Origin of the sequence: Prevotella lacticifex (genome assembly GCF_019973375.1) — a bacterium.
GTDB lineage: Bacteria > Bacteroidota > Bacteroidia > Bacteroidales > Bacteroidaceae > Prevotella > Prevotella lacticifex.
In genome coordinates, this window is record NZ_BPTV01000001.1 from 872,100 (window position 1) to 898,036 (window position 25,937).

The window sequence follows — 25,937 nt, forward strand, 5'->3', positions numbered from 1 at the left end:
GACCTCTACAGACTGAGAAGAGAAATAGCATAGGCCAAGCTGTTCTTGGCGTAAGATGCAATGGCTGAGAACTTGACTTTAAAGAGTTCTTTCCTCTTTCTGATGGTCTCTGGCAGGTGCTTTTTGGAGGCTATGGTGTAGATGATATAAACAAGCTTCTGGATCGAGTCCAAGTTTCTGGCCGACTTTGTTTCTTTTCTCTTTGTGCGGTCCTGGCGCATTCTTGCATCCAGCGTCCAATGGAGATTGTTCTCGATTCCCCAGTGCATGCGGCTGATTCGATCCAAAGTCTGTGCCCTTTCTTCCAAACTGGTTATATAGTACCTCGTCTGTTTTTGTTCCGTTCCGCTTTTCTTTTCAATCGTATGCGTGTCTATGGCAATCACAGCCTTGACATTGAGGAATTTTTCAAGCGCCTTGATACCGGATATGTCTGAATATACACGGCATCGGCGTTGGTACAGCCTCCCGTGGGCAAGTTCCCACTCCGTCTTCCATTCGTCGTTAGGATGCAGCGTAGGCACAGCGTCCTCTACCGACCATCTTGCTGCTTTCTGGTTGGCTTTCAGCGCAATAAGATAGTCAGCTCCCTTCCCGACGATGCCTTTGATGATAGAACTTTGGCACGACATGGCATCCGCAGTTATAACGCATCCATTCATGTAGTCAGCCCGCTCTATGATTTTGGGCACAGCCTTTATCTCATTGCTTTTCACCTCACACATTTCAGTGTCAAGCGGCAACCGGTCGGTCACGCTGAAAGCAGTCACAACATCAGGAGAGCGTCCGTCGCCAATTTTCGTACCCAGCATGAACTTGCCGTCAATTGCAATGTGCCGTCTGTTTGCTCCATCATGCTCCGACACGTATTTTCGTGATAATGTCGAAACCAAAGAGGCCAAAGTAATGTCGTCGATTCCACCTTCCATCCTGCAAAGTGTGGGCTCGGACGGACATCCCTTAGCAAGAATGCCGAGGTGGTCTTGCAAGTAGCTCAAATGGATCGTTCCAAAGGCCACAATGTCCTTGCGAGTCTCGCAGCCGCATGCCCTGGCCAAAATAACCAGCAGAAGCATGTCGGACAACTTGTGTTTACAGTTGCCTTTGTTCATCCTACGATAATCTGGTACTGAGTGGATAAAATTTAACAAATCTCGGCTCAGCAAATGCGGTTTTTCAACCGCCAAACTCTTAATCCCTTATAGGGAAGAAAAAGTTGCATCCGAGATGATAAAAGTGCGTAATTGTTTGGTTATTAGCTAATTATTTTGTATCTTTGCAGTGTAAAAAGAAGAGGGGGCACAAAGTGCACTAATCGCACAAATACCATAAACCCCCTCTTCAAAAATAAAAATATATGACAAAAGGTATTAAGAGCCTGGCGGTTGAGAAACCGCCTTCGGGCGTTTGTGCCTATCGTCACATTCATTTAAACGGATTACATTGTGACATATTGTCTTCTATGTCGGCTTAAATGAAAGAGCCCTTATGCCATGATTTGTCTTTAGCACATTGATTATATTTGAGCCTCCATAGTTGTTAATTCCATATACAGAAAATAAGCTTACCAGTTTGTCAGCCTTTGTTCCTGAAGCATTAACTCCATATTTCATTCCTGTTTGCTTCCCAATATAATTTACCAGTCTTGCTATTTCGTCTATAGCCTTATTTGTTGGATATTGCTTTGTGGCTTCATCCCATGAACTAATCATGCTCATTTTTGGCTGAAGTACAGACAGAGCCTGTGCGCCTGCAATTGCAACACATCCCGCAACAGCTTGCTTTCCATCGCTTGTAAAGCAGTATCTATTGTATGGTGAGCGTTGGTGCCAAGACACCTTACACTTTGGTGTCAAATGCTCAATAATATTATTATTTTGACTTGTGGCAGACTTTAGTACTTTGTCTGAAACAGCATCGTCTATAGTAGATTGTAACAGGAAAGACAAGTCAGAGGTCGTATCGGTGAGGACTTCTTCAATATTAACGTCATTTTCCTTCTTGAAATATGCTATTGGAAGAATGTCTATATTATCCTTAATTAGAATAACAGTCCCTTTTCTGTTAGATAATGAAGCTGCCACTACAGTATCTGCAACATAATTATCAGATGTACTACGTGTCAATTGCAGATTAGATACTTGTGTTAGTGGAACTTTCGTAATGTTATCAATAGTTGTAGTGTTTACGGCCCTTGAAGCAAGGTCGTCAGTTTCAGTAATTCCTTGTACAAATTCAATAGCTATATCAGATATAACTTTAGTTATATCCGACTTACTTACACTCAATCCGTTGTCTCATCGTTATCACATGACATAATGGATATAGAAGCAATGAATATAAACAACAATGTCTTTAACGTTTTCATATTTTACTTATAATCTCGAATAATAGATAAACTTAAATCAACGAAGTCCTAAGATTATTTTATCGTGATACCAACCGGAGCTCCGTCCATGGCGAAGATGATAATATAATAAGGAGAAGAAGAAGCTTTGGCATATGCTTGAATTTTATAGGCACATTTCTTGTTTAAAATATCACCAATGAGGGTGATGCTGCAAAGGTCAGGGATGTCTATTGCAGAAACCTTTCCGTTGTGGTAAGAGACAGAGCCTATTTTGTTGCCACCAACTACAATGTCAACCGGATTGGATGAGAATTTTAATTCTCCCAATGTGGAATTGTCAGTCCTTGAAAGAATGACCATCCTTTCAAGAGTGTAGTCCTTCTTGTTGACAGAATACAGGGTGTCGGGGAGCAGCGAGGACAGGGAGAAAGACTCCTTGTTAAGTTGTGGGTAGCGGTCGGAATCGTCAGAATCCTTGCTGCAGGCAATGAAGAGAACGGCTATGAACATAGTTAATGTTGTAAAAACCAAATACTTTTTCATTTCTTTTATTTTTATGATTTACTTTAATGACGGTAAAATTACTGGAAACCCTTACTCAGAGTTTATTTTTTTTCAATCCAAATGGTGCTTTTAACATTATACCCTCCCAATTAGGCTGTCAAAAATTTAAGCCGTTTTTCGTTTCTTACTTTTGAGGTCCAACATTCTCCTTACTTGCCAATTGTCAAGCAGAGTCATTTCTTTCCAATCCTTTATATCAGCCATTCTCACGCATTCCATTTTCTCCTTGAAGTCAATCTTTCTTCTCTTTTTGCTGTCCGTAACTTTTCCGTACAGAGGCAAGGCCAGAACTATGGGCGTTATCCCACAGTGTTTGTTTTTCGGCTGTATGCTTTTATAAACGCCGAAAGTTGATTCTATGATATCCGACGTGATGTTGTGGCATTCGTCCTTTGATTTAAGAAGGGCGCACTCTTCATTTATGTAACGCCTTATGGCACGACCGACTCTTTTGCATCCTTCTGCTATTTCGTCCTTCCGCAACAGATTGATCCAGATGTAATCCTTGCAGTACTTTGCAGAGGTATGCGAAAGACCTTCTTTCTTTACTTTCGTGAATACAACGTCAACTGTTTCCATTACATGGTAGAGCTCTGTAACTAGCTCCTTATAGTCAAGCACAAACGTATAGGCAGCCTTCTGGCTTTCGCCAAGATCGTCATAGACTTGGAGTATGGCCCAAGCCCATTCCACCCACTTTGACATATTCATGAACCTCGATATGGTCCGTAACTTTGGCGGGAGCAGATATGCGTTAGCGGTAAGCTGATATGACAATCTCTTCTTGTTCATTATATCCATAAATTCCTTGAAATCAGTTCTTTCCTTGTATTCGTCCTCAAGAATAAGACCAATCGTGTGACTGATGTCTCGATGGCGCGGGACATCAGCTAACTCTGCTCCCTTCCTGAGATTATGCCCGTTGTCGCTGACAATATATTTTGGAGTCTTTCCGATTTTGTCCTTCAGTTTTATTATCTCCCTTTCTACGTCTCCGGCTTTCCATGATGACGATACAGCCATTGCCAGCACCTCGACATCCCCATGCTTCAATGTCTTGCCCTCGTGCTGTGCTGGAGCTGCGAGAATAACCAGCAACTTCTGACTTCCGACGGTGATACTCTCGTCTATAATGATAGAGTATTCCTTCCCTCTGAACTTATTACATGAGTCAAGATACTCTACGATACCAGCCTTGAGCAGCCAATTCTCAATTGTCTGGTGTGATGGTATTACACCGAGGGCACCGCCGAGAAAGTCATTGAATAACTCCAATCCGTTGACGATTGAACGAAATCCGCATCCCATGCGGATGTACATGCACACGGCCAAAGCTATCACTTCCGCCCAGAATGAGTGTCCTTTAACTGGCGTGAAAGCAAGTCGAACAATTCCTCCGTCGTGTTCAGACTCAAACGACGTTTTTTTTTGAGCTCTGTATCCTTGGCCTTGCTCTCCTTCTTCAACTCCTTGTACTTGTCTTTCCATTTTTTACTACTCTTGTCTTTAGCCATAATTGAAGCTTCTAATTTTTTAATCTTAGCCGATGCTGCCTTTTCCTTCTCGTTCTTCTTAGCGAGTAATGCTTCCAGTCTCTTTATTTTTGCACTTTCTTTTGTCATAATATTTTACTTTACATTGTTATATTTTCTATGTAAAGGTACTAATATTCAATGACTTATGCAAATTATTAAAGTTAATATATACTATGAAATATGTTTATATAAGTTAAGAATAAATCCTTGTAAATCAAAAGCAATTATGAGTATAAAAACTGACTAAATTTTTGACAGCCTACCTCCCAATACACCTGCGCCGTTGGTGAAATTAGTATAACTTGGCAGCACGAAGGACATTCCATAGTTCCCTATTTTGTTGTTTTGACTTTCATTCAAACTCTTGAAGAATTTATAGAACTCTTGTGTCAGATGGTAAAGTTCTACTCTATATGCGCTTATGTACCCACTGGATCGTACATTTAAATGTAAAGTGTAGTCACAATCTTTGAGAAAAGAACTGTTATCAAAAATGTACAAGTTACCCCAATAAGTATTTGATTCATCAAATTGCAGGTCGCCCAACGTGTAATTGTTCAGAACCGGTTCAGTGCTTGTTTTAATCTCCTCAACTTCGCTATGTTGATAAACCGTGTCGCGATCACCATCATATGTGTTTGCCAATCCAACTACTCTGACTCCGAAATAATCAGTAATACCAGGAGTGTTTTTAATCTGAATTTTCAATTAATTTGTAGCGATAATCTTCTAAGACTCGTTTTTCTTTGGCCTTCCTCTTTTTCTACCTACCTTTTTCGACTTGTATCCCGGTTCACACCCGGCTGGGATGTCAAGCCCAAAAGCCTTCGCAATCTCTACCTGCTTCCCGACAAAAGGTGTTATCTTGGTGGTATGCCCCTGTCGCTCGATACATCTTATGTTCCTCATCTCGTCAAGCATGTCCAGTGAAGAGGCGAACATGCTGTGAAGGCCTGTCGTCTTCCAGATGTGTCTAATATATGATCCTATGACTAATCCGACGAACAAGATGAACAGCCTGCCGGTCTTACCGTCCTCGCTCCAATTTCTTTGTCTGTCAGAGCACATCTCCGTCTTCATCTGCTGGAAGTACTTTTCCTGCTCGTCTCTCAATTTGTAGTGAGCCAGAGCTTGCGGTGCCGTCAGATCCAGTCCGAGCGTTACAATGGCGACAAACCCTAACAGTCTGAGTGAGTCGTTGTGCTTCTTCTCGTTCTTCTCAAAAGATATGACGTGTCTTTTCTTGTCCAGTTTTACGTCAAACATGCAGAAGTCTTTCTTCAGGGTCTCGTCGTCTGGTGCTTCTTCCTTGCCTTCAAGCATCTTCTGAAGACAGCTTCTCTGCCCTTCGACTTTCATGTCTATGTTGATTTGCCCCTCACTTCTCCACGAAGGATTGAAGAACAGGTTCAGGCGCATCTTGCTTGCTGCCTTTTCGGACTTGCCATTTCCATGTACCTTGTAGTCAATGTCATACTGCTTGTAATACAGCTTGCTGTCAAGGTCTATCTCCATTCCGTCCGGACGGACATTGAAGTCTCCAAGGCTGTCTATTTTGTCGCTGATAAACTTGTGGCCGGTCTTCATGCACATTATAGCGGGCTGGCCATGAAGGATGTTGTCCTCAAGGATTTGCACTGTCCCATAGCCCCTGTCCGTTATCATTACGTAATTCATAAAACCGGCACAGCGAAGGTCAGACTGGATGACACCCATTGTGCGTGAGTCAGGAATGTTACCGGGAAAAGACATGTAATAGATGGGCATGTGGTTGCTGAGAGTATAGACTACAACTTCATTCGTCTGCGCCAGGGCAATGTTCTCCTTGTTGTGCCCCCAGCGTATGTCGGCCAGGCTGCTTCCGTAAGCAGACCTGCTTGTGGAGTCAACAGCACAGAGTTCCATCTTTCCAATTTTTTCCGAACGAAGACGTAGCAGGGCCTGGCGGTCTTTCTCGGTGATTGACTGCGTAAGACGGGTGATGTCTCCTGGCGACATTTCGCGTGCGGACGGAGTCTTGGTGTATCTCTGCCAGCGAGCGAGTCTGCTATACTATAAGAATAGCTGGAAATATAGGGGAACATGACAAGTGTCATGATGTCATCCACTTTCTCCTTGTTTCCCTCTAACACCTTCTCCAGATCCTCGCGTATCTTGGTCTTCTCCGCAACTCTTTCCATAAGCCACACGTCGCCATACAGACGGTTCGGCGCATCTCCATTGTGGGTAGGCCTCCCTGCTTTCCTCGTGCTTGGCAAAGAGTCCAGTTCACTCAAATCCCATCCCTGTGGGAATAACAATTGCTTTCGCTCGGCAGGAGGCATGCAAAGATATGCCTTACCTGGAATGAACTTCAAGCTTTCGGTCACTGTGCCTAAATGAATGCTTTTGTTCATACGCTTACCTGTTGCCTTGTTCGTTACACGTGGGCGTAGTGTTGCATATCTATATCCGTTATTGATGTGAAGCGTCACCTTGTGAGCAGTCTCATCGCTTATAGGTCTTGCCATTATACTATATCATTGATTACCGCTACAAATGTAACAATAATAAGTGAAATGGCAAAACATAACAAACTAAATATTTACTGATTTATAGATAATTAGCTTTAGAGTGGGTATTATCGCTACAAATTAATCGAAAATTCAGATTTTTAACTTTCAGCACAATCTGGTCATACGGTTCGCCATAGCTGTATAAAGAATTCATGTGTAAGCTAAGACACAAGGCACTGTCAGGAATAACCGTCTCTGCATTTACTGGTGTGATATTTTCAGCTTCGGCATGGACTCCAACTTTATCCCCAATTCGCAGACCTTTAACAAAGTAGTATTCAAGTCGTTTCCTGCTTCCTGAACCCACTTCGCCATTAAAAGTAACTTTTTGTGCATGCCCATTGACATAGCTGCTTATTTTTACACTTTCAAGATTCTCAGATTCTCCAGTGACGGGTATTGAACATGAAACGTATATTCTTGTCGTGTCGCTTGTCGTTGGTAAACAATATACTACGAGACAGTTCTCTTTAGACAATTTATTTAGACTCATCTCGTCCTGACACCCAGACAAAATCAAGGTTGATATAAAAAGTAAGAAAATATATCTTCTCATTACATTCAGAATTTTAGAGTATAACTAACCGACGGAATAATCGGGATATATCCCCTGCTTTTTGCAGAAAATGTTCCATTATCATTCTCGCGAACCTTCACATACATAGTATTAAGATGGCAATAAGCATTATAGATGCTGATATTCCATATACTTTCATTTCCCCGACTTGTTTTATGTTTGAAATCGACTCCTACATCAATTCTGTGATAAGCAGGCAAGGCCACATTGTTTGGCTTGCTGTAGAACTTTAGGATATCATTGTCATTGTTCAGCCCGCCAAAAGGAGGCGAGAATATATACCTGTCGGGCAGAGTTATTCTGTTGCCTGAATGAAAGGTCCACGCGGCATACATGGAAAAGCACGAAGAGAAAGTATAACGGCAGTCTACATTAATCTTATGCCTATTATCGAATTTGTCCCTATACCAGCCAGTTCCCAGTTCTTCGTAGTTGCGAAAAGTCCAAGATAGTGTATAAGCCAAATTGGTGATAACTTTCCCACTATGGTAACTACCGTCAAATTCCAGACCATAAGAGCGTCCCTTGCCATCAGCTACATCCTTATCCCAGCGAGAGGCCGGTGGTTGCATTCCCATCCAATGACGGTATTCCAGAAGATGACTTGACCTTTTGTAAAAGCCCTCTAATGTCAGAAGTAGTTCTTTCCGGGGGTGATAATATAAACCAGCTGCCAGTTGCCATGACCTTCCAGGTTGGAAATTCCTTGTAGTTGGCACCCAATAATCCGTCGGCATGTCCAATGACGTGGAAGCTATCCTATGAAGATATTGCGTAGTCATAGTAAAAGAGCCTTTCAACGAAAGATTATTTCTCAACTGAAATTTTGTTGAAAATCGTGGATCAAGACGATGATATATCTTGCCTCTGGTAGAAAAGGAAGTATAGCTTAATCCAATATCAGTACTCCAACATTCCGATATGGAAAAATCATTTTCCACATAAAGACCTATTTCCTGTGAACGCTGAAAGTCATGGCTTTCCAGTTCGGAGGAATCGTTTTTTTCTTCACCATTGTTATAATAGTAGGCTTGCTGCTTTGTCTGTGGCTTGAAGAAGTGGAATATATAACTTCCGCCGAACAAAATCTTTTGCATGTTGGTCGGGTGAAACTCAAAATCTGCCTTTAAGCCTATATCATCAATACTTGAATGGTTGTGCTGGACGTTAAGGCATGTGCGTAATGGAGACTTATTGTCCGACAGATCATAATTGTCATCAAAGTATTCAGTTCCGGAATGGTTGTGGGTATAAACAGCTTCAATGGTTGAAAATAGTTTGCCAGTCAATTGCTCGTTCCGTCCTATAGCAACATTGGTACTTCCCCATTTGAACTTATTCCTCTCGTTTTCAGAATTGCCGTCCCAATTGCCATCATCCTTTATCGTATAATGGTCAAGCCCGGAATAGAAACTGATATATGAGTTGCTCCTATCATTTAAATGATACGTGATTTTGGCATTCATATCATAAAACAGGTAGTTGAACGAATGGAAGTCATTCTCATGACTATGCCTTCTTGCGATTGAAAAATATGGTTTTAGAAATACATCCATCCAACTTCTGCGTAGGCTGAATACGAATGAAGTCTTATCCTTTATTATAGGTCCTTCAATAGAGAACCGTCCATCTAAAAGTCCCAAAGAAAACGTACCATGGATGTGACGCATGTCGCCATCCTTAGTCCGAATATCGGTAATAGATGACAACCGACCGTTGTATTTTGCAGGGAAACCGCTCTTGTAAAATTCTACGTTCTTGATAATATCAGTATTGAATGACGAGAACAGACCTAAAGAGTGGTTCATCTGATAGAGAGGCGTACCATCGAGAAGGAAAAGGTTCTCATCGCTATTACCGCCATGTACAAACAAACCGGAGGCAAGTTCAATTCCAGAAGCTACTCCAGAAACACGTTGCAGAGTCTTGACAACATCAGGGCTGCTAAGCAGTGAGAATTCGGTATTGAAATCTTTTGCGGTAAAAGTCCTTTTTCCGGTTTGAGAAGCAAGCAAAGGAGAATTGAGGTCACCCGTTACGATAACTTCATCAATATATGCGCTATCTTCCTTCAAACCGATATTAATCAACTTGTTGCCTTGAACATTAATATCCCTCAATACTTCCTTATAACCAAGACTGGAAAACCGGAGCCGATGGTGCCCTTCATCAAGGACAAGACTGAAAGCTCCGTTAGCATTGGAAAGTGTGCCTACCTTTGAGTCAACATCATATACGTTGACATTTATCAGTGGCTCTCTGTTATTGTCACGTATATACCCACTTATTGCATAACGCTTGGGGACTTTCTTTATAGGCTTAACAACAGGCTTCCTGTTGATTGGACTTTTGCCTATTCTACGCTTTTTCCTCATAAGTATAATGGTCGAGCCTTTCTGAGTCCACGCATAATCTGAATCACGGAACAATAAGTCAAGAGCCTTGTAAAGTGGCATAGTTTCAAGACGTTTTCCGTTATATGGAACATTTAAGTTAAATCTTGAGTCATAGACAAAGAAAACCTTGTTCTTTCTTTCTATCTTGTTCATTTCCTGACGAATAGTCTGACCATAAGACAGAGAGCAGAAGAACAGCCCAATCAATAATAATAAAGTCTTCATTTTCTCTCGCCTCTCCTATAAATTGTAATATTAAGAGTAGTCTCCAATATGTCTATAACCTCGTCTATGTTGTCGGCCTTAAAAGTACCGGAAATAGATCTCGTTGTATCACTTGCAGAGAGGTCGACTTGATAACATTTAGATACAGTTTGTAAGGCTTGTGATATTGGTGTGTTGTTAAACTTAAAGATGCCAGTTGCCCATGCAGTTTCGTTTATATCCCCATATGATACAATAGGGTGTTCAGTTCCTGCCTGAATAGTTCCTTTCATGCCCCTTGTAAGAATAACACCATCCTTGCTATCATGGATAAAAAATTTCACACTGCCTTCTGTAACCAAGACACTCGTTCTGCGTCCAAGGCATGTTGATACTTGAAATGAAGTACCTAAATCTTCAACTGAGCCATAATGTGTGTTTACCGTGAACGGATGGTTCGGGTCGTGCTTGACCATGAAGTATGCCCGGCCTTCAAGGTTTAGTTCTCTCTGACTCCTGTAGTGCTCAATATTATATGTAACCTTAGAATGAGGAGCCAAAGTAAGTTCCGTACCGTCTGCAAGAGCCCAGGTTTGTGTGCTGTCAACGGTTGAGAACGATGTAAGTTCAGTTTCATGCCCTTTATTCCATAATAATCCTATTCCAAGAATCAATAAGATACTGGCAGCGATACCAACAGCCTTATACAATCTTAAAGTTCTTTGCCTTGCATAGTTCCCGTAGTCGGATAATTGCTGGAATTTCTTAAAGGCCTTTTGCGTATCGAATGTATCCTCCTTATAATGCTTGACTACAAAGTCAAGAATATTTTCCCATAAATTCCCTTGTTCCTTCATTCTCGTCGTTTTTATATAAGACTGAAAAATGGCGGAATACCCTTACATTATTTAATAAAAAAATGAAAGGACAAAATAATATATATCTTTTGCCTTGGTACGTAGTCTTTTATAGGCTTTAGTCACTTGTGCCTCCACAGTCTTTACAGAGACTCCCAGCTCTTCTGCTATTTCCAAATATGATTTGTCTTCCAGCTTACTCATTAGGAAAATTTTCTTGCATCGCTCAGGCAGTGAGTCTATCGCCGTCCATAGACGAGCTGCCAGTTCGGAATTATCCTCTACCTCTGTTTGTGTGATGTTTTCGGCACTATCGATATCCAGTTCCGATATAGAAGAATAGTTTCTTGCATCATAGCACGCATTCCTGACAGATTTATAAAGGTAGTTTTTTATGTTGTCAATGTGTTTAACCTTTAATACATCCCACAATTTGACAAAGCAATCCAAGACGATGTCTTCAACATTGTCTGTAGTACCGAGCATTGATGTCGCATACATGCAAAGTGGACGGTAATGCAGTTTGAAATTCTCTTCCAGAATATCCATAGATATTTTAATGCCCTTTTTCATGCAAAGGTAGTTCAAATATGCGAATTGCACAAAAAAACAAAGCTTTATTCTATATTCTTTATATTCTCCAAGTCATATCTTTCTTCTGTCATTGACGCTATATCCATCAACAATCTTTTGCCTTTGGTTGGGGCATCAGAAATAACTCTTATTCGTGAAAAATACTGACAGCGTTATAATATCTACCGTTTGGCGTTCTAAAACGGGCCGTTTCGCACTCTGATTCGGGCCGTTTTGCGTCCTAAAACAGGCCGTTTTAGAACGCCAAATGGCATGTATTGTTATCCGCTTGATTATTAGTTGATTACAAGGATGATCCGATTTGTACTATTGAATGAATTATTCTTACATATTTTCGCTTGTATAATGGCTGATGACGGAGTCGGCTCACGCATTCCGTTTTATGCCCGTTGCTAGGTTGGGAGTAAACAAAAAGTGCCGGAAACCACTTGGGGCCTTCTACACTTGTTAAGAAATTACGATATGTTCATAATTGGTAAGAGAGGTCCATAACTCAAGGAAAATAGTCATAGGCAGGCTTAAGCTCCCGATGGAGCACCCCCTGACGGGGTTAAAGCCAGCCTATGACGAAAATTGCCTTGGCATAAAATTGCGCATAAGCGCATAAAATATTATGCCGCCCAACAGAACACAAGCAGCATATCAGACTTTCAAGACGCTATGGACTATCTTTCGGCTGCAGGATTTTATGCCCAAGGGGCAATTTTGGCGCAGGGGGATTTTTCCGTGGATGTCCCTGCACTCGCCTAACTAAAATATAGTGAAACAGCGTTGCTGATGTCGGGAAACTATGTTACCTTTGCAGCATGGCAAAGAAACTATCGACATTCGACTACTCAACATTAGTCCGTTACATGCTGCCCGATGGCATCCTTGATTACTTCGAGATCACTAAGATCGACGAAGAAGTTACTAACGAGAAGGACGAAACAGGCACCGTCATCCGTATTCTTCACATCTACCTTGACGAGCGCGACCTGCGTGACAAGGTCTGGCATGACCTTCAGCCCAACGGTTTCACGGAGCCTCGCTTGTTCAATGACTTCCCACAACGCGAGCATAAAGTTCTGCTGCATGTCCGTCGCCGTCGTTGGTTGGACGGAGACGGTCACAACGTCGTCCTTGAAACCCTGCCTCTTGTGGCAGAGGGAACCTGCTACTCTGTAGAGTTTGCGGATTTCTTAAAAAAAATGGTTGGATGCCTTCCCAGTGACGGCCCAATGCGTGGGGCGCTTCTTCCGGACTGACGGGAAGTACCTCGGGCGTGCCTACAAGGAGCATCTGAGTGGCTTTACGGACTGGGACCAGAAGGAGCATGCCGGTGAGTGGGTGCTTCAAGAGAAGAACATGGGCGAGCGACTGTGCATAGACGAGACGATGCTTCACCATGACCTGATCACGTTCCTCTCCAACAGGGACGGACACTGCAAGAAGGGAACACTCATAGCTGCAGTCAAGGGCACGACCGTTGCTGACGTGACGAAGCATTTTGACGAGATACAAGAAGAGAGCCGAAATAAAGTCAAGGAGGTGTCGATGGACTTCTCCGACAGCATGATGGGCATTGTCAAGAAGTCCTTCCCACAGGCAGAGATAGTTATAGACCATTTCCATGTCATCCAGCTTTATACGACCAGGGGACTTGATGCGATGCGCATGAAGCTCAAGCGCACCAACACGACCGAGGTCAAGAGAGAGGAGCGGGAGTTCAGAAAGCAGCAAGAGAAGCGGGCCAAGGCAAGGGACAGGTACGCCGAGACCCATGAGGTCAAGAAGAGCAAGAACGGCAAACGCCTCGGCAGGCCGCGCAAGCGGAAGAATGAAAAGTTTGAGCCGAAGAAACTCAGCAATGGAGAGACCAAAGCCGACTTGCTGACGCACGTAAGATACCCGCTGACGAAAAACCACAATGACTGGACTGACTTCCAGAAGGAGGAAATGCGCCTGCTCTTTGAGATTGAGCCAAAGATGAAGGCTGCATACGGTCTGCTCTGCGCCCTGCGCAACATCTTCAGCAAGAAAAAGGACAGGAAGAGTGCAAAGAAAGCGCTCCATAAGTGGTACAAGAATGTCGGAAGAACCCGCATTCGGGAAATCATATCAGTACGTGACACCATCAAGGCCAAAGAGGAGTATGTGCTAAACTTCTTCAACAACAGGTCAACGAATGCGCCAGCCGAGTCGCTCAACTCAAAGATTAAGGGACTGCGTGCTCAGGTGCATGGGGTCAGTGACCTTCCCTTCTTCATGTTCCGCTGTTTCACGATATTTGGTTAGGCGAGTGCAGGGGCATCCACGGAAAAATCCCCCTGCGCCGCAATTTTACGCGTTAGCGATTTTCGTCATGGGCAGGCTTGACACCAAAGGTGTGGGGCTAAAGCTATGTGGTAGGCGGCGAGCTTGCTCGCAAGACTACCCCATAGCTTTAGACCCATTGCTCCTTGGGGAGCATAAGCATGACCATGATTTTCTTTTCTCTTTTCCGTTTGAAAATGCCAAAGCGATAATGGCAGCAGAAAGATTTATATTTCCTCTCACTATGATTCCACGGAAAATATCCAGTGCGTCGCGGGTAGAGATCTCTGTGTGAGAATATTACAGACAAGAGGTTTAGGGCGGGGTTTATCCCCGCCCTAAACCCGCAAAATATATGAGTGGGTCGATATAGTCACCAATCTTGGAACTTGGGTGTCCCAATGACGAAAGCAGGGGGATTGTAAAGTGAACATATCGGCCCACGGGAAATATCCAATGCACCGAATTTGTTTCTTCTTAAACATCAAACGCAGAATTAGAACTTTTTCTGCTATTACGCAATGATATTATCAATTTTATTTATAGGGAATCGTGATTGTTAATGTATTAAGCTGCAAATCCGATGGCTGAAGAGGGGATTATGATTCAGTTGCCGGTGGAAGGCAGAATTGGGGATGTGATTGCTGAAATTGTACTATAATAAGCCAAGAAAGTGCATAATGGTCTGATGAAATTTTACTAACTTTGCACCATACTGAAACTTATAACCAAAAGATACAATATAAACTTATGAAGAAAGCCACGCTTTTCATTACCGCATTGCTGTCGATGGCAGTGACGGCAGGGGCAAAAAACGTAGCCATTGAGACGCCGGGCAATACCCTTGTCGTCGACGTCACCAATGGCCAACGCCCGATGTTCGTGTATTATGGAGCAAAATTGTCAGCTTCAGATATGGCCAACCTGAAACCGGCCGCAGGTTTTTCGAGGAACGAGATTTATCTTCCTTACGGACCAGCGCCGGCGGCTGAGGCCGCTTTTGCATGCCGCCATTCCGACGGGAATATGACAACCGAGCTCCTTGCCACAGGCTACGACGTGACATCCGACGGCAATTCGACCGTCACCACTATCCACACCAAGGACCCGCAGTATGCCCTTACCGTTGACATCCATTACAAGGCATATAATGATGTCGACATGATTGAGACGTGGACTGATATCACCAACGGCGAGAAAGGCACCGTCACGCTCACCGATTTCTACTCGGCCACACTGCCCATCCGCCGTGGCGACGTGTGGATGAGCTCGCTCTATGGCTCGTGGGCTAACGAAGGGCAGGTCGACGAGGAGCCGCTGACAGCCGGTGAGAAGGTGATAAAGAATACCGACGGCACGCGCAACTCGCATACTTCGCACGCTGAGGTGATGTTCTCGCTCAACGGAAAGGCTCAGGAAAACAGCGGTCAGGTGATAGGGGCCGCACTGTGCTATGGCGGCAACTACGAACTGAAGGTTGTCACCGACGACTCGGAATATCATCGCTTTATTGCCGGAATCAACGCCGACAACAGTTTCTATCATCTGAAAAAGGGCGAGACGTTCACCACGCCACCGCTTGCGCTCACCTTCTCCGACGAGGGACTGTCGGGAGCGTCGCGCAACTTCCATAAGTGGGGACGCGAGTACCGTCTGGCACATGGCAACGACCTGCGCCGCATACTCCTGAACTCGTGGGAGGGCGTATACTTCAACATCAACGAGGAGAATATGAACCAGATGATGGGCGATATCGCCGCTATGGGCGGTGAGCTGTTCGTCATGGACGACGGGTGGTTCGGCGGTAAGTATCAGCGCAATACCGATAATGCGGCACTCGGCGACTGGGTCGTCGACAAACGGAAACTGCCCAACGGTATAGAGAATCTCATCAACGATGCCAAGAGCCACGGAATAAAATTCGGCATCTGGGTGGAGCCCGAGGCTACCAACACGGCAAGTGAACTCTACGAGAAGCATCCCGAATGGGTTATCAAGGCACCGCGGAGAGAGATTAGCTGCGGTCGCGGAGGCACCCAACTCGTCCTCGATATGAGCAATCCTAAGGTGCAGGACTATGCCTTCAGCATCATCGACAACCTGCTCTCAAAATATCCTGAGATAGCTTACATCAAGTGGGACGCTAACATGCCGATACAAAGTGCCGGCAGCCAGTATCTGTCGATGGACGACCAGAGCTATCTGTATATCGACTACCATCGTGGACTGGAGAAAACATTGAAACGCATCCGTAAGAAATATCCCGACGTGACGATACAGCTCTGCGCAAGTGGAGGCGGAAGGGCCAACTGGGGACTGCTGCCTTACTTCGACGAATTCTGGGTAAGCGACAACACCGATGCCCTTCAGCGCATCTATATGCAGTGGGGAACATCCTATTTCTTCCCCGCAATGGCGATGGCATGCCATATTTCGGCAACGCCAAACCATACGGTGTTCCGTACAACATCGTTGAAATTCCGTATTGATGTGGCTATGGCAGGACGCCTCGGCATGGAAATCCAACCGAAAAATATGACCGACGAGGAAAAGGCTTTGTGCAAGAAAGCCATCGCGGAGTATAAGGAGATTCGTCCGGTGGTACAGCTTGGAAATATCTACCGACTGGTGTCGCCTTTCGACCACAAAGGCCTGGCCTCAATGATGTACGTGTCGGACAGTAAGGACAAGGCCGTTTGGTACTGGTGGAAGACCGCCAATTTCTACAATCAGCATCTGCCTCGCGTGCGTATGGCCGGCCTCGACCCCACCAGAATGTATAAGGTGCGTGAGCTCGACCGTATTGACCTCAATCCTCTCGACTGTGAGGGTAAGGTCTATACTGGCAAATTCCTCATGGAGACGGGCCTCGATGTGCCATATACTAATGAGGTGGAATGGGGAAAGAAAACCGACTGGTCGTCACGCGTGCTCTATCTTGAGGCGCAGTAGACTGTCGTCAGTTCTGCGCATTTGCAGAAATGACCGGCTGTTGGGCTGTGCCTTGAGGCTCAGCAGTATGCCGTCGGCCGATTTAACGTAAGGCTTATCGGCCTTAAATCCGCCCTTCGCCGCTCTTCTTACCGCATCGCCGGACAAACGAATAATAACCTTCGTTGTCTGGCGATGCGGTTTTTTATTATTTCTTTGTACGACGTACCGTCGAACTCGACTAAGCTCTTCGATGGAGGCTCGCGCCCCGATAGGTGCCACCTTGCAATTCGCTCCATAGAATCCGTGATGGATAGTTGTCTTTTCTTATGCTTGAAGATACGGGAAATGTCGTTTGTAAAGCAAACATGGGAATTTTTACGTGGATTTTTGTTCAAAGTAAAAAGCCAAACGACTGAAAAATAGTCATTTGGCCTGCTAAATTGTGCGCCCGACAGGACTCGAACCTGCACTGCATAGCAACTAGATCCTAAGTCTAGCGCGTCTACCAGTTCCGCCACGGGCGCAATGCGTAAAGCGAATGCAAAGGTAATAAAAAAAATGATGAAACGATAATCTTTGGACAAATATTATCGTTGTTGAACGCAAAAAGATTGTGTTTCTTGAAATTTGCATGCAAAAAGTGGCTGAAGAATTTGCGTTTTGAATTGTTTTTCGTATATTTGCAGTTGTAAGTGTTGTTCGTCTAAAAAATAGGAAGATATGAGATACCTGGATCCAAGAGCTGATTTAACTTTCAAGAAAGTATTCGGAGAGCACCCCGACTTAGTAATTAGTTTCCTTAATGCTCTCCTTCCCTTTGATGACGATAATAGAGTTGAGAGTGTAGAATACATTCCTACGGAGCTCGTTCCCGACAATCCTTTGAAGAAAAACAGCATTGTTGACGTGCGATGTAAGGATCAGCGTGGGCGCCAATTCCTTGTTGAGATGCAGATGATATGGTCGGAGGAATTTAAGCAAAGGGTTCTTTTTAATGCCTCCAAAGCATACGTCAGACAGTTGGACAAGAGGGAAAATTATGACCTTCTTCAGCCTGTGTACTCGCTCAACTTAGTCAATGATGTGTTCGAACCGGAACTGAAAGAGTATTATCATCATTATGATATCGTTAATGTAGAACATTCCGACAGAGTGATAGAGGGACTACATCTTGTCTTTGTCGAACTGCCCAAGTTCAAACCTCATAATTTTTCGGAGAGGAAGATGCAGGTGCTGTGGCTTCGCTATCTGACTGAAATGGGTGACGCACGTGAGGTACCTAAGGAACTCCTTGATAATCCGGAGGTTAAGAAAGCCTGCGATATTCTTGAGGAATCCTCCTATTCCCCTGCTCAGTTGGAGGGGTATGAGAAGTTTTGGGACATTGTCCGTACGGAAAAGACATACTTCAATAGTGCCAGAAAACATGGCTTCGCTGAGGGTCGTGCTGAGGGCCGTGCTGAGGGTCGTGCTGAGGGTCGTGCCGAGGGTCGTGCTGAGGGTCGTGCCGAGGGTCGTGCTGAGGGTCGTGCCGAGGGTGCGAGAGATGAGAAAATGAGGATGGCGAAGAAACTCAAGGAAATTGGCCTCTCAAATGGCCAGATTGCTGATACTACGGGACTTACAGTCAAGGAAATAGAGGAACTGTAGGATGGTGCGGAAGTAATCTAACAATTATCTTTGCTTAAACGTAAAAGGTGTCATTTTAAGGTGATTCCCTTTTACGTTTGAACTTACTTATATGAAGAAGCTGTTGCTCTTGTTATTACTTGTTCCGTTGCTTGCTTATGGTCAGACCATAGATACGGCAAAAGTTGCTGTGTGGTACGAGGCAAAATATAACAACGGCGTTGAGGATGTTGCGTTAACAACTTCAAGAGAGGTGCTTGAAATAGGGAATAAGTACACCTGTTATTATAGTTGGGATAATAAGTTGTATAATGATTATATGGACTCCATTTGTAAGGCAAATCCAAATGAGGACATTATTTCCGTCATTACTTCGGCGGCGAATGCTACTAATAGTCTTTCTCGTGATTACAAAATATACAAATGTCTTTTTAATGACAGTTTGACGTACTTTAATTCGATCTGGAAACGGCATTTTAAGTATGAGCAAGGTTTCCCGGTTAATGATTGGCGGCTTGCCGAAGGAGATACCACTATCCTTTCAATGCCTTGCAATAAAGCTTCGCTCGATCTCCATGGACGGCACTGGACGGTGTGGTACACCACGGAGATGCCAATATCCGATGGCCCCTGGAAGCTCAAAGGTCTGCCAGGACTGATAATGAAAGCTTCAGAGAGTGAGGGCATCTTCAGTTTCAACTGTGTCGGTATTGATAAAATTACGAAACCCATTGAATTTGAGAGTAAACGGGCCTATAACACGAATCCAAAGAGGTTTGAGGATGAACTGAAAAAATTCCGTCGGGGACAGACAGAATATGTGTTCCGCCAGAGCAAGATCCCACATACTCCGGGCTTGTGGAAGAACGAGAAGTCGTACACTCCTTGTTTGATAGAGTTCTATTAATAGTATGATTCAATTCATATCCGAGTACCGTGTACAGGGTGTAAACAGTATTGCCGCCTTACAGTTTTATATCCTTTGCGTGCGTATTGACTCCAATGCATAGGAACCTGAGAGAACCATGGTCTCTATCAGCATTAATATTATATAATGGGTTTAGACAGTTTTGGAATCAGATGGTAAATACTTTTAAACAGAATAAGTTCGTTGGTATATAATTTTAAATGTTAATTTATTTGGATAGATTAAAATAAATATGTAATTTTGCAGCTGTTAGCATGGATATTGGTTGACTGCTAATATTTGGGATAAACTCCACAGCACGGTTAACTGCGAGCGATTCTTCAAGGAAGTCTCCTTTCTTGGTGCAAAACCGTCAGAACGGATGGAGATGGTAGAACTGATTATCGTTCCAAAGCGGACTCGGCGCAACTTGTAAAGTAACTGAAAAGAGAAGCTGATGGTCTTTTGCTTGCCTGCGGTTTTTCTTAATTTATTTACGTTTTACTATGAGAATCAGAATATTAATAATAATGCTACTGCTGCCTCTTTGGGCTTCCTCGCAGGTCGTAGATTCCTCAAAATATACAGTGTGGTATTCGGTGGGCTATAAAGAGAAGACAGAAGGGGATCCTGATTTCAAGGACAAGGAGGTGTTAGAGATTGGTAACAACTATTCTTTTTATTATAGCTATCAGAGAAAGTTGCTTAATAACTATGTCGACTCAATGAAACGGCTCTATCCTTCGCCCGAGACACGTTTACTTCATTATGATGACAAAACTCCGTGGATGGGAAATTCCTACATGATATTGAAGAGTCAGCATAATGACAGCCTTGTATATATGGAAAAGATTAATCAGGGCCAATGGTTCCGCTATACTGAGACGTTTCCTTCTGACAGTTGGAAACTTGTCGATGGCGATACAACCATCCTCTCGCTGCCTTGCAATAAGGCGACTCTCGACCTCCACGGGCGGCATTGGACAGTGTGGTACACCACGGAGATACCAATATCCGATGGTCCCTGGAAGTTCAAAGGCCTTCCGGGACTGATAATGAAAGCTTCGGAGAGTGAGGGCATCTTCAGTTTCACCTGTATCGGTATTAATGAAAGCCATGAGCCAATAGTGGTAGAAAAACATAAATTCGTCGATACGACTCCAAAGAAATTCGAGAATGAATTGAGGGATTATTGGTCTAACCAGATGGAATATATAATGCGGGTGCAAAATATTCCTCATTCACCAGGCCTGTGGAAGAATGAGAAGTCGTATACTCCTTGTCTGAGGGAGTTTTATTAACAGTCAAGACTCGTTTTTGATGAGTCTTTGGATGAATAAAGTGAAGGGGGAAACGAATTATGGATTTTAGGATATTACTGACATTTCTTCTCCTGTCCGTTTCCGGGGCACTCCATGCTCAGGATTATCACGGTCAGGTTGTGGGCAGCAACAGTTCGCCCGTAGGCAACGCGTCGGTGATCATGCTCGATGGAAACCACCGTACACTGACCTTCGCCCGCAGCGGCCGTGACGGCCGATACACTGTCGTTACCCCTTCCGGCAAGACGGGTAAATGGCTGACGTTCGTGTGTATGGGGTTCGAACGCGACACCATTCCTCTCGAAGGTTTTGTGCAGGGACAGAAAACCGTGCTGACGGAAAAGTCGTTCAAGATTAAGGAGGTGAAGGTCGTGGCCCCTAAGATGCGGCAGATGGGCGACACAATCGACTACTATGTGGGGATGTTCAAGCAGAAGCAGGACAGAACCCTCGAGGATGTGCTGAAGAAGATGCCGGGGATAAGTGTCGGCAGCGACGGCTCCATCTCGGTAGGCGGTAAGCGCATCAACAAATTCTACATTGAAGGTATGGACCTTCTCGGCAATAAATATTCGCAGGCCACCGAGAATATCAATGCCGGAAAGGTAAAAAAAGTTCAGGTTCTCAACAACCACGAACCGATAAAGATGCTCCGCGGCAGGTCATTCTCCGACCAGGCCGCCCTGAATATTGTCCTTGCCGACGATGCCAAGGAGGTGTGGCAGGGGACGGTGGAGGCCGGCACCGGCTCATCATTACAGAAACCGGGACACTGGCTCGGCGATGCGCGGCTGACGGCAATGCGCTTTGCGCATAAGCTCCAGAGCATATCGATATATAAGTTCAACAATACGGGTAAAGACATCCTTCACGAGATTAATGTCAATCAGATTTTAGGTATCTCTGCTCCCGACGAGGTGGGATTTCTCCACAATATAAACCTCACCCTGCCCGACCTGCAACCCCAACGCACAACTTTCAACACCTCATCGCTCTTAGCCTCAAACTGGCTCTTCAAGACCGGCAAGGACAGCGAGATAAGGCTGCAATTGAGCGGAGCCCTGGACCGAAGCCGACAGCAGCAGACCACGACAACGGTGTACAACGACGTAGACGGTGGTGCAACGATTGCCGAGGACGTGACAGCCCACAGCCATGAAAGCTCGCTCAGTGGCGAACTTCACTATCAGCTCAATGCCGATAAGACCTATCTCATAAATAATCTCAGCGGATACGTCGACTGGAACCGCAGTACGGGGCAGAGCATTCTCAACGGCAATATCGTCAGGGAGAACGTGAAACCTCGCAAGCGTTATATCTCTGATGATTTCAGCTGGATACACCGGTTTACCGATAAGCGCAGTCTCTCCCTCTCTGGTTATGCGGCCTATAACGACCTGCCGGGACATCTGCTTCTCCATGACGGCAGTTGGGAAAGTCTCGACTTGCAGACGCTGAGGTGGAAGGCTACAACATGGATAGGACAAAGGATTGGTGCTGTGAACGTCACCTACGACCTTGAAACGAATGGCAACCGACAGTGGCTGAGCACCCGTAACCCCCTCGACACCGCAAACGACCGCTATGCCGAGTCGTGGCTGACGGGGCGGGTGACGACAAGCTACAAGAACGACTGGCTCGACCTGTCGGCGCGGCTGCCGCTGTCGTGGCTCTGGAGGAGTCTGGGCCGCGAGGACAAAACGAACGTTCTGTTCACTCCTGAGGTCTCGGCTAAGCTGACTTTTGGCGTTGACTGGGACCTGAGCCTTAGCTACAACTATGGCTGGCAGCCGCTGTCGCTGCGCGATATGACCGGTACTACGCTGTTTACCAATTATATAAGCGTCACCCAGGGCCTCGGCTATCTCGACAACAGCCATGGAAACTCCTTTACGGGCATCCTCAACTACCGCAATATCAGTAGCGGTTTCTTTGCCACGGCCATGACGTCATGGGCCGGAAACAGCGGCAATATCCTCTATCGTGCCACCTACGACCACGGGTTCTATACCACCCGACCCACTGACCGCCGCTCCGTATCGCATTTTCTTATGTCGATGTTGCAACTGTCGGAGTCGGTTCACTGGTGTCGGCTGAACGTAAGCCTGCAGGGCCACTACACCGAGGAGCGCTACAACCTGCTGTTGTCCGATGTGGTGACTCCGTTCACGCTGAAGTCCAGCAGTGCCACGCTGTCGTTCAGCCTGCAACCTGCCACATGGTTGTCGTTCGATGCCAACAGCAATGTGGGTGCGTCGCGACAGATAAACCGCGTCGACCGCAGTCTCGACTCCCCAACGTTAGTATCGTTCGTCCACCGTCTGAACGTGTATCTTATGCCCGGCAAGTGGCAGGTGGAGTGGTCGCACGAGCTGTATCATGGCAACAACGACGCCACATCGACAAACTACTTCATGGACCTCTCTGTGGCTTACCGGCGTAAGACCTACGAGCTGAGTGTCGCCATGAATAATGTTCTCGGCACGGATACGTATAAACAACATTATTATACTATCAACCAACAAATCCATCAGCTGAACATTCTCCGTCCGAGGGAGATACTTTTCACCGCTTCATTCGACATTTGAATATTGTCTCAAATGCCATTCCCGTACATTTTTTGCATAGTGCCGGGTCGTTTGCCCTATCGTTCCTTGGTTCCGCTCTATGCTTTTGAGATATGAACAAGGGGCCTTCTAAATGTAAAAATGTTTCATTCTATATAGTAAGAAAAATTAAACGAGTAATTCGCTCTGTATCAAGCAGTTGGCAATAGATGCCATTTTGCGTTCTGAAACAGTCCATTTTAGACGCTAAAACGGCCCGTTTTAGGACGCGAAACGGCCTGTTTCAGGACGCGAAACGGCCCGTATGGGATTTGTGTTAATATTTTTCGCAATTATGAAGCGTTCTTTAGCAACATCCGGGCGGGTTCTACGGCGCATTATTCGCTCACGAACTTGAAAGCCCGACGGCTGACGATGATGTATGCGGTGAAGACGATGAAATCGGTCAGAAGCCACGAAGCCGGATAGATAATCATCAGATGGTTGAAGCCCGGCCACAGAGGATGGATAGCGAATATCCATACGAGGCGGAAGACACACGTGCCGAAGACTGTCATCAGTGCCGGCTCCAGCGAGTGGCCCAGACCGCGCATGGCCGACGCTGGAATCTCATAGAATGCCGCTATCCACTGGGTTGTCATGGTGATGGCAATGCGTATCTTAGCGTAGTGGGCCACTGCTGGGTCGGTGGTGAAGAAAGTGAGAAACTGATCTTCGCCGATGAACAGTGTCATATTGCCCGCAAGGGTGAACAGAGCCCCGCAAACAAGACAGATGCGGAATATGCGCTTGCACCGTTCCACGTTGCCGGCGCCATAGTTTTGCCCCATGAACGTCACGCAGGCACCGCTGAAGGCGTTGAGAAGGAAGTAACAGTAGGCATCGAAAATCTGTGACGCTGAGGCTCCGGCCATTGCCGCCGACCCGTAGCTGTTGATGGCCGACTGGACAAAGACATTGCTCAGCGAGAACACCATTCCCTGGATTCCGGCTGGAATGCCAATCTGGAGGATGCGCCGCAGCTCCACCCCGTAGATGCGCAGATGGCGGTAGTCGAGGCGGAAAGGTCCTTGCTCACGGCGGAGCAGGGTGACGACAGCGGCGGCCGAGAAGGCGTAGGCCACATCGTTAGCTATGCCCACACCTACAACCCCCATCTTGCCGACGACCACCGTCGTCAGGGCTACTACAGCGTTGATGACTCCGGCAATAATCAGGATGTACAGCGGACGGCGCGTGTCGCCCTTGCTGCGGAGCACCGATGCCCCGAAATTGTAGACCATGAAGAACGGAGCCCCGATGAACCAGATGCGCAGGTAGGTGACGGCATCACCGATGACATTGCGGGGCGTGCCCATGGCGCGCAGCACTATGGGGGCGATGACAAGGCCGATGACGAGGAGCAGCAGACCGCTGACGGCCGAGAGAACCATCGTCGTGCTCACGGCATTGCGGATGGCCCGGTTGTCGTGCTGCCCTATATGATTCGAGATAATCACGTTGGCACCTACCGACATGCCTATGAACAGGTTGATACAGAGGTTGATGAGGAAGGTGTTGGCACCGACGGCAGCCATGGCCTCAGAACTGGCATAGCGACCGACGACCATTACGTCGACGGAGTTGAAAAGCTGTTCGAGAACACCGCTCAGCGCAAACGGCATGGCAAACAGAAGAATCTTGCTGAGCAGCGGGCCATGGAGCATGTCGACTTCATGGCGGTTTTTCACCGCTTCGGAACCGCCGGCAACGTATTGTTTTTCTTTCTCTTTCGTCATAATATATCGTTTCCCCGATAGCGGAAACTGACTGCAAAGGTACTGAAAATCAATGTAATGGCAAAGATAAAAAAGATTAATGCTTAAAAATCCGCCCAATGCCTTGATTTTGCGGTTAAAATAAACTACCTTTGCCGTATGAAAAATAGAATTGCCGCTGTAGTTATCATCGTCGTGGGAGTGCTGTTGTACTTCCTGTTAGCACCGTCGTCATCAACTCCGAAAACGGCTCCGTCCAATGAGGCCGCTGCCGAGGACCGGATGATGGCCAAAGGCGAGATTGTCAACCTCGTGCGCCAGCAGTCGCGTCTCTACTCGGCTGAGCAGACGGCCCACAAGAAGATAGTCTTGTCGACGACAGAGAAGGACTCTATCACCACTCTCATGGGCACGCTGAAGTGGACGCGGCCGTGGTCGAAATCGCATATCGAGATTCCCCTCACCGTCACCTTCAAGGCGTATCTCGATATGGAGAAGATTGGCGACGACGACATAACCGTCGGGCTCGACTCGTCGGTGACCATTGTCCTCCCCGATCCGGTGATTGAAATGACAAGCTGCGAGATTGACCACAGCTCCGAGGTTTACGACTCCCAGATTTTCGCCAGTGCCAAATCGCAGGAGTTTATCAACCGTCATGTGACCGTGGCTGTCGGCAATGTGTGGGGCGAGATAGGCCGTATCAGCCGCGATAAGATTGTAGCTAACGCCCGCGATAATGCCAATAAGACCATTGCCGCGGCACTCCTCGGTGCCGGATTTAAGAAGGTGAATCTGCGCTACCGCAGTGGTATGGATGCCGGACGGCTCACGGTCGATGCCGACAAGGCTTTAGGAAACATTAAATACTGACCGCCGCGGTGATGGCGTGCG

20 protein-coding genes and 1 tRNA gene are annotated in these 25,937 nt (G+C 45.8%); 8 read left to right on the plus strand and 13 right to left on the minus strand.

Going from position 1 to position 25,937, the window contains the following annotated elements:
- Nucleotides 1-5: 5 nt before the first annotated feature.
- The 11 genes from LDN30_RS03145 to LDN30_RS03195 form a co-directional block, all read right to left on the minus strand.
- The gene (locus tag LDN30_RS03145) at nt 6-1,187 is read right to left on the minus strand and encodes an ISAs1 family transposase (protein WP_306421494.1); all 1,182 of its coding nucleotides are present in this window, start codon (nt 1,185-1,187) and stop codon (nt 6-8) included.
- Nucleotides 1,188-1,460: 273 nt separating this feature from the next.
- Nucleotides 1,461-2,288 (minus strand): cysteine peptidase family C39 domain-containing protein, encoded by an 828-nt coding sequence (locus LDN30_RS03150; protein ID WP_223925319.1) that lies wholly within the window; start codon nt 2,286-2,288, stop codon nt 1,461-1,463.
- A gap of 134 nt (nt 2,289-2,422) precedes the next feature.
- Complete coding sequence (locus tag LDN30_RS03155; protein ID WP_223925321.1) at nt 2,423-2,893, minus strand: hypothetical protein; 471 nt, start codon at nt 2,891-2,893, stop codon at nt 2,423-2,425.
- 126 nt (nt 2,894-3,019) lie between these two features.
- Nucleotides 3,020-4,222 carry a hypothetical protein gene (locus LDN30_RS03160; RefSeq protein ID WP_223927116.1) on the minus strand — a complete coding sequence of 401 codons (1,203 nt, stop codon included), beginning with the start codon at nt 4,220-4,222 and terminating at the stop codon, nt 3,020-3,022.
- Nucleotides 4,223-4,251: 29 nt separating this feature from the next.
- Nucleotides 4,252-4,536 carry a hypothetical protein gene (locus LDN30_RS03165; RefSeq protein ID WP_223925384.1) on the minus strand — a complete coding sequence of 95 codons (285 nt, stop codon included), beginning with the start codon at nt 4,534-4,536 and terminating at the stop codon, nt 4,252-4,254.
- Nucleotides 4,537-4,692: 156 nt separating this feature from the next.
- Nucleotides 4,693-5,157: a DUF4249 family protein gene (locus tag LDN30_RS16495; protein ID WP_223928711.1), complete on the minus strand. Its 465-nt coding sequence runs from the start codon at nt 5,155-5,157 to the stop codon at nt 4,693-4,695.
- A gap of 21 nt (nt 5,158-5,178) precedes the next feature.
- Nucleotides 5,179-6,447 (minus strand): IS1634 family transposase, encoded by a 1,269-nt coding sequence (locus tag LDN30_RS03175; RefSeq protein ID WP_223928712.1) that lies wholly within the window; start codon nt 6,445-6,447, stop codon nt 5,179-5,181.
- A gap of 594 nt (nt 6,448-7,041) precedes the next feature.
- Entirely contained in the window at nt 7,042-7,560 is a 519-nt protein-coding gene (locus LDN30_RS03180) for a DUF4249 family protein (RefSeq protein ID WP_223928713.1), read from the minus strand.
- Between the two features lie 5 nt (nt 7,561-7,565).
- A complete protein-coding gene (locus LDN30_RS03185; protein WP_223928714.1) occupies nt 7,566-10,202 on the minus strand; it encodes a TonB-dependent receptor in 2,637 nt (878 codons plus the stop codon).
- Nucleotides 10,199-11,038 (minus strand): FecR family protein, encoded by an 840-nt coding sequence (locus tag LDN30_RS03190; protein ID WP_223928715.1) that lies wholly within the window; start codon nt 11,036-11,038, stop codon nt 10,199-10,201. The genes LDN30_RS03185 and LDN30_RS03190 overlap by 4 nt, the downstream gene beginning before the upstream one ends.
- 51 nt (nt 11,039-11,089) lie before the next feature.
- Nucleotides 11,090-11,611: an RNA polymerase sigma-70 factor gene (locus tag LDN30_RS03195; protein ID WP_223925332.1), complete on the minus strand. Its 522-nt coding sequence runs from the start codon at nt 11,609-11,611 to the stop codon at nt 11,090-11,092.
- Nucleotides 11,612-12,438: 827 nt separating this feature from the next.
- Here LDN30_RS03195 and LDN30_RS03200 point away from each other — a divergent pair.
- The 3 genes from LDN30_RS03200 to LDN30_RS03210 all read left to right on the plus strand — a co-directional run bounded on the left by LDN30_RS03200 (nt 12,439) and on the right by LDN30_RS03210 (nt 16,879).
- A complete protein-coding gene (locus LDN30_RS03200) occupies nt 12,439-12,879 on the plus strand; it encodes an ISAon1 family transposase N-terminal region protein (protein ID WP_223925203.1) in 441 nt (146 codons plus the stop codon).
- Complete coding sequence (locus LDN30_RS03205; protein ID WP_223925205.1) at nt 12,857-13,909, plus strand: transposase; 1,053 nt, start codon at nt 12,857-12,859, stop codon at nt 13,907-13,909. Before LDN30_RS03200 ends, LDN30_RS03205 begins: the two co-directional genes overlap by 23 nt.
- 768 nt (nt 13,910-14,677) lie before the next feature.
- Complete coding sequence (locus tag LDN30_RS03210; RefSeq protein WP_223928716.1) at nt 14,678-16,879, plus strand: alpha-galactosidase; 2,202 nt, start codon at nt 14,678-14,680, stop codon at nt 16,877-16,879.
- A gap of 425 nt (nt 16,880-17,304) precedes the next feature.
- On the opposite strand, the gene LDN30_RS03215 is transcribed toward LDN30_RS03210, so the two are convergent.
- Nucleotides 17,305-17,385: transfer RNA gene (locus LDN30_RS03215), tRNA-Leu, on the minus strand.
- A 196-nt stretch (nt 17,386-17,581) separates the two neighbouring features.
- On the opposite strand from LDN30_RS03215, the gene LDN30_RS03220 reads away from it, so the two are divergent.
- The 4 genes from LDN30_RS03220 (at nt 17,582) to LDN30_RS03235 (ending at nt 23,307) form a co-directional block, all read left to right on the plus strand.
- On the plus strand, nt 17,582-18,511 hold the full coding sequence (locus LDN30_RS03220) for an Rpn family recombination-promoting nuclease/putative transposase (protein ID WP_223928717.1): 930 nt from the start codon (nt 17,582-17,584) through the stop codon (nt 18,509-18,511).
- Nucleotides 18,512-18,602: 91 nt separating this feature from the next.
- The gene (locus LDN30_RS03225) at nt 18,603-19,397 is read left to right on the plus strand and encodes a GLPGLI family protein (protein ID WP_223928718.1); all 795 of its coding nucleotides are present in this window, start codon (nt 18,603-18,605) and stop codon (nt 19,395-19,397) included.
- 506 nt (nt 19,398-19,903) lie between these two features.
- A complete protein-coding gene (locus tag LDN30_RS03230; RefSeq protein WP_223928719.1) occupies nt 19,904-20,698 on the plus strand; it encodes a GLPGLI family protein in 795 nt (264 codons plus the stop codon).
- A gap of 59 nt (nt 20,699-20,757) precedes the next feature.
- Nucleotides 20,758-23,307: a hypothetical protein gene (locus tag LDN30_RS03235; RefSeq protein WP_223928720.1), complete on the plus strand. Its 2,550-nt coding sequence runs from the start codon at nt 20,758-20,760 to the stop codon at nt 23,305-23,307.
- Nucleotides 23,308-23,663: 356 nt separating this feature from the next.
- Here the strand turns inward: LDN30_RS03235 and LDN30_RS03240 are convergent, their stop codons facing one another.
- Complete coding sequence (locus tag LDN30_RS03240) at nt 23,664-25,064, minus strand: MATE family efflux transporter (RefSeq protein ID WP_223925348.1); 1,401 nt, start codon at nt 25,062-25,064, stop codon at nt 23,664-23,666.
- Between the two features lie 138 nt (nt 25,065-25,202).
- On the opposite strand from LDN30_RS03240, the gene LDN30_RS03245 reads away from it, so the two are divergent.
- Nucleotides 25,203-25,916: a DUF4230 domain-containing protein gene (locus LDN30_RS03245; protein WP_223925350.1), complete on the plus strand. Its 714-nt coding sequence runs from the start codon at nt 25,203-25,205 to the stop codon at nt 25,914-25,916.
- The last annotated feature ends 21 nt before the right edge of the window (nt 25,917-25,937 follow it).

Coding starts and splice junctions, on each gene's coding strand:
- LDN30_RS03155 (WP_223925321.1), bottom strand. CDS start 2,893: ATGAAAAAGTATTTGGTTTTTACAACATTAACTATGTTCATAGCCGTT.
- LDN30_RS03200 (WP_223925203.1), top strand. CDS start 12,439: ATGGCAAAGAAACTATCGACATTCGACTACTCAACATTAGTCCGTTAC.
- LDN30_RS03190 (WP_223928715.1), bottom strand. CDS start 11,038: ATGAAGGAACAAGGGAATTTATGGGAAAATATTCTTGACTTTGTAGTC.
- LDN30_RS03195 (WP_223925332.1), bottom strand. CDS start 11,611: ATGAAAAAGGGCATTAAAATATCTATGGATATTCTGGAAGAGAATTTC.
- LDN30_RS03180 (WP_223928713.1), bottom strand. CDS start 7,560: ATGAGAAGATATATTTTCTTACTTTTTATATCAACCTTGATTTTGTCT.
- LDN30_RS03165 (WP_223925384.1), bottom strand. CDS start 4,536: ATGACAAAAGAAAGTGCAAAAATAAAGAGACTGGAAGCATTACTCGCT.
- LDN30_RS03160 (WP_223927116.1), bottom strand. CDS start 4,222: ATGGGATGCGGATTTCGTTCAATCGTCAACGGATTGGAGTTATTCAAT.
- LDN30_RS03175 (WP_223928712.1), bottom strand. CDS start 6,447: ATGTCGCCAGGAGACATCACCCGTCTTACGCAGTCAATCACCGAGAAA.
- LDN30_RS03210 (WP_223928716.1), top strand. CDS start 14,678: ATGAAGAAAGCCACGCTTTTCATTACCGCATTGCTGTCGATGGCAGTG.
- LDN30_RS03230 (WP_223928719.1), top strand. CDS start 19,904: ATGAGAATCAGAATATTAATAATAATGCTACTGCTGCCTCTTTGGGCT.
- LDN30_RS03225 (WP_223928718.1), top strand. CDS start 18,603: ATGAAGAAGCTGTTGCTCTTGTTATTACTTGTTCCGTTGCTTGCTTAT.
- LDN30_RS03235 (WP_223928720.1), top strand. CDS start 20,758: ATGGATTTTAGGATATTACTGACATTTCTTCTCCTGTCCGTTTCCGGG.
- LDN30_RS03245 (WP_223925350.1), top strand. CDS start 25,203: ATGAAAAATAGAATTGCCGCTGTAGTTATCATCGTCGTGGGAGTGCTG.
- LDN30_RS03240 (WP_223925348.1), bottom strand. CDS start 25,064: ATGACGAAAGAGAAAGAAAAACAATACGTTGCCGGCGGTTCCGAAGCG.
- LDN30_RS03185 (WP_223928714.1), bottom strand. CDS start 10,202: ATGAAGACTTTATTATTATTGATTGGGCTGTTCTTCTGCTCTCTGTCT.
- LDN30_RS03220 (WP_223928717.1), top strand. CDS start 17,582: ATGAGATACCTGGATCCAAGAGCTGATTTAACTTTCAAGAAAGTATTC.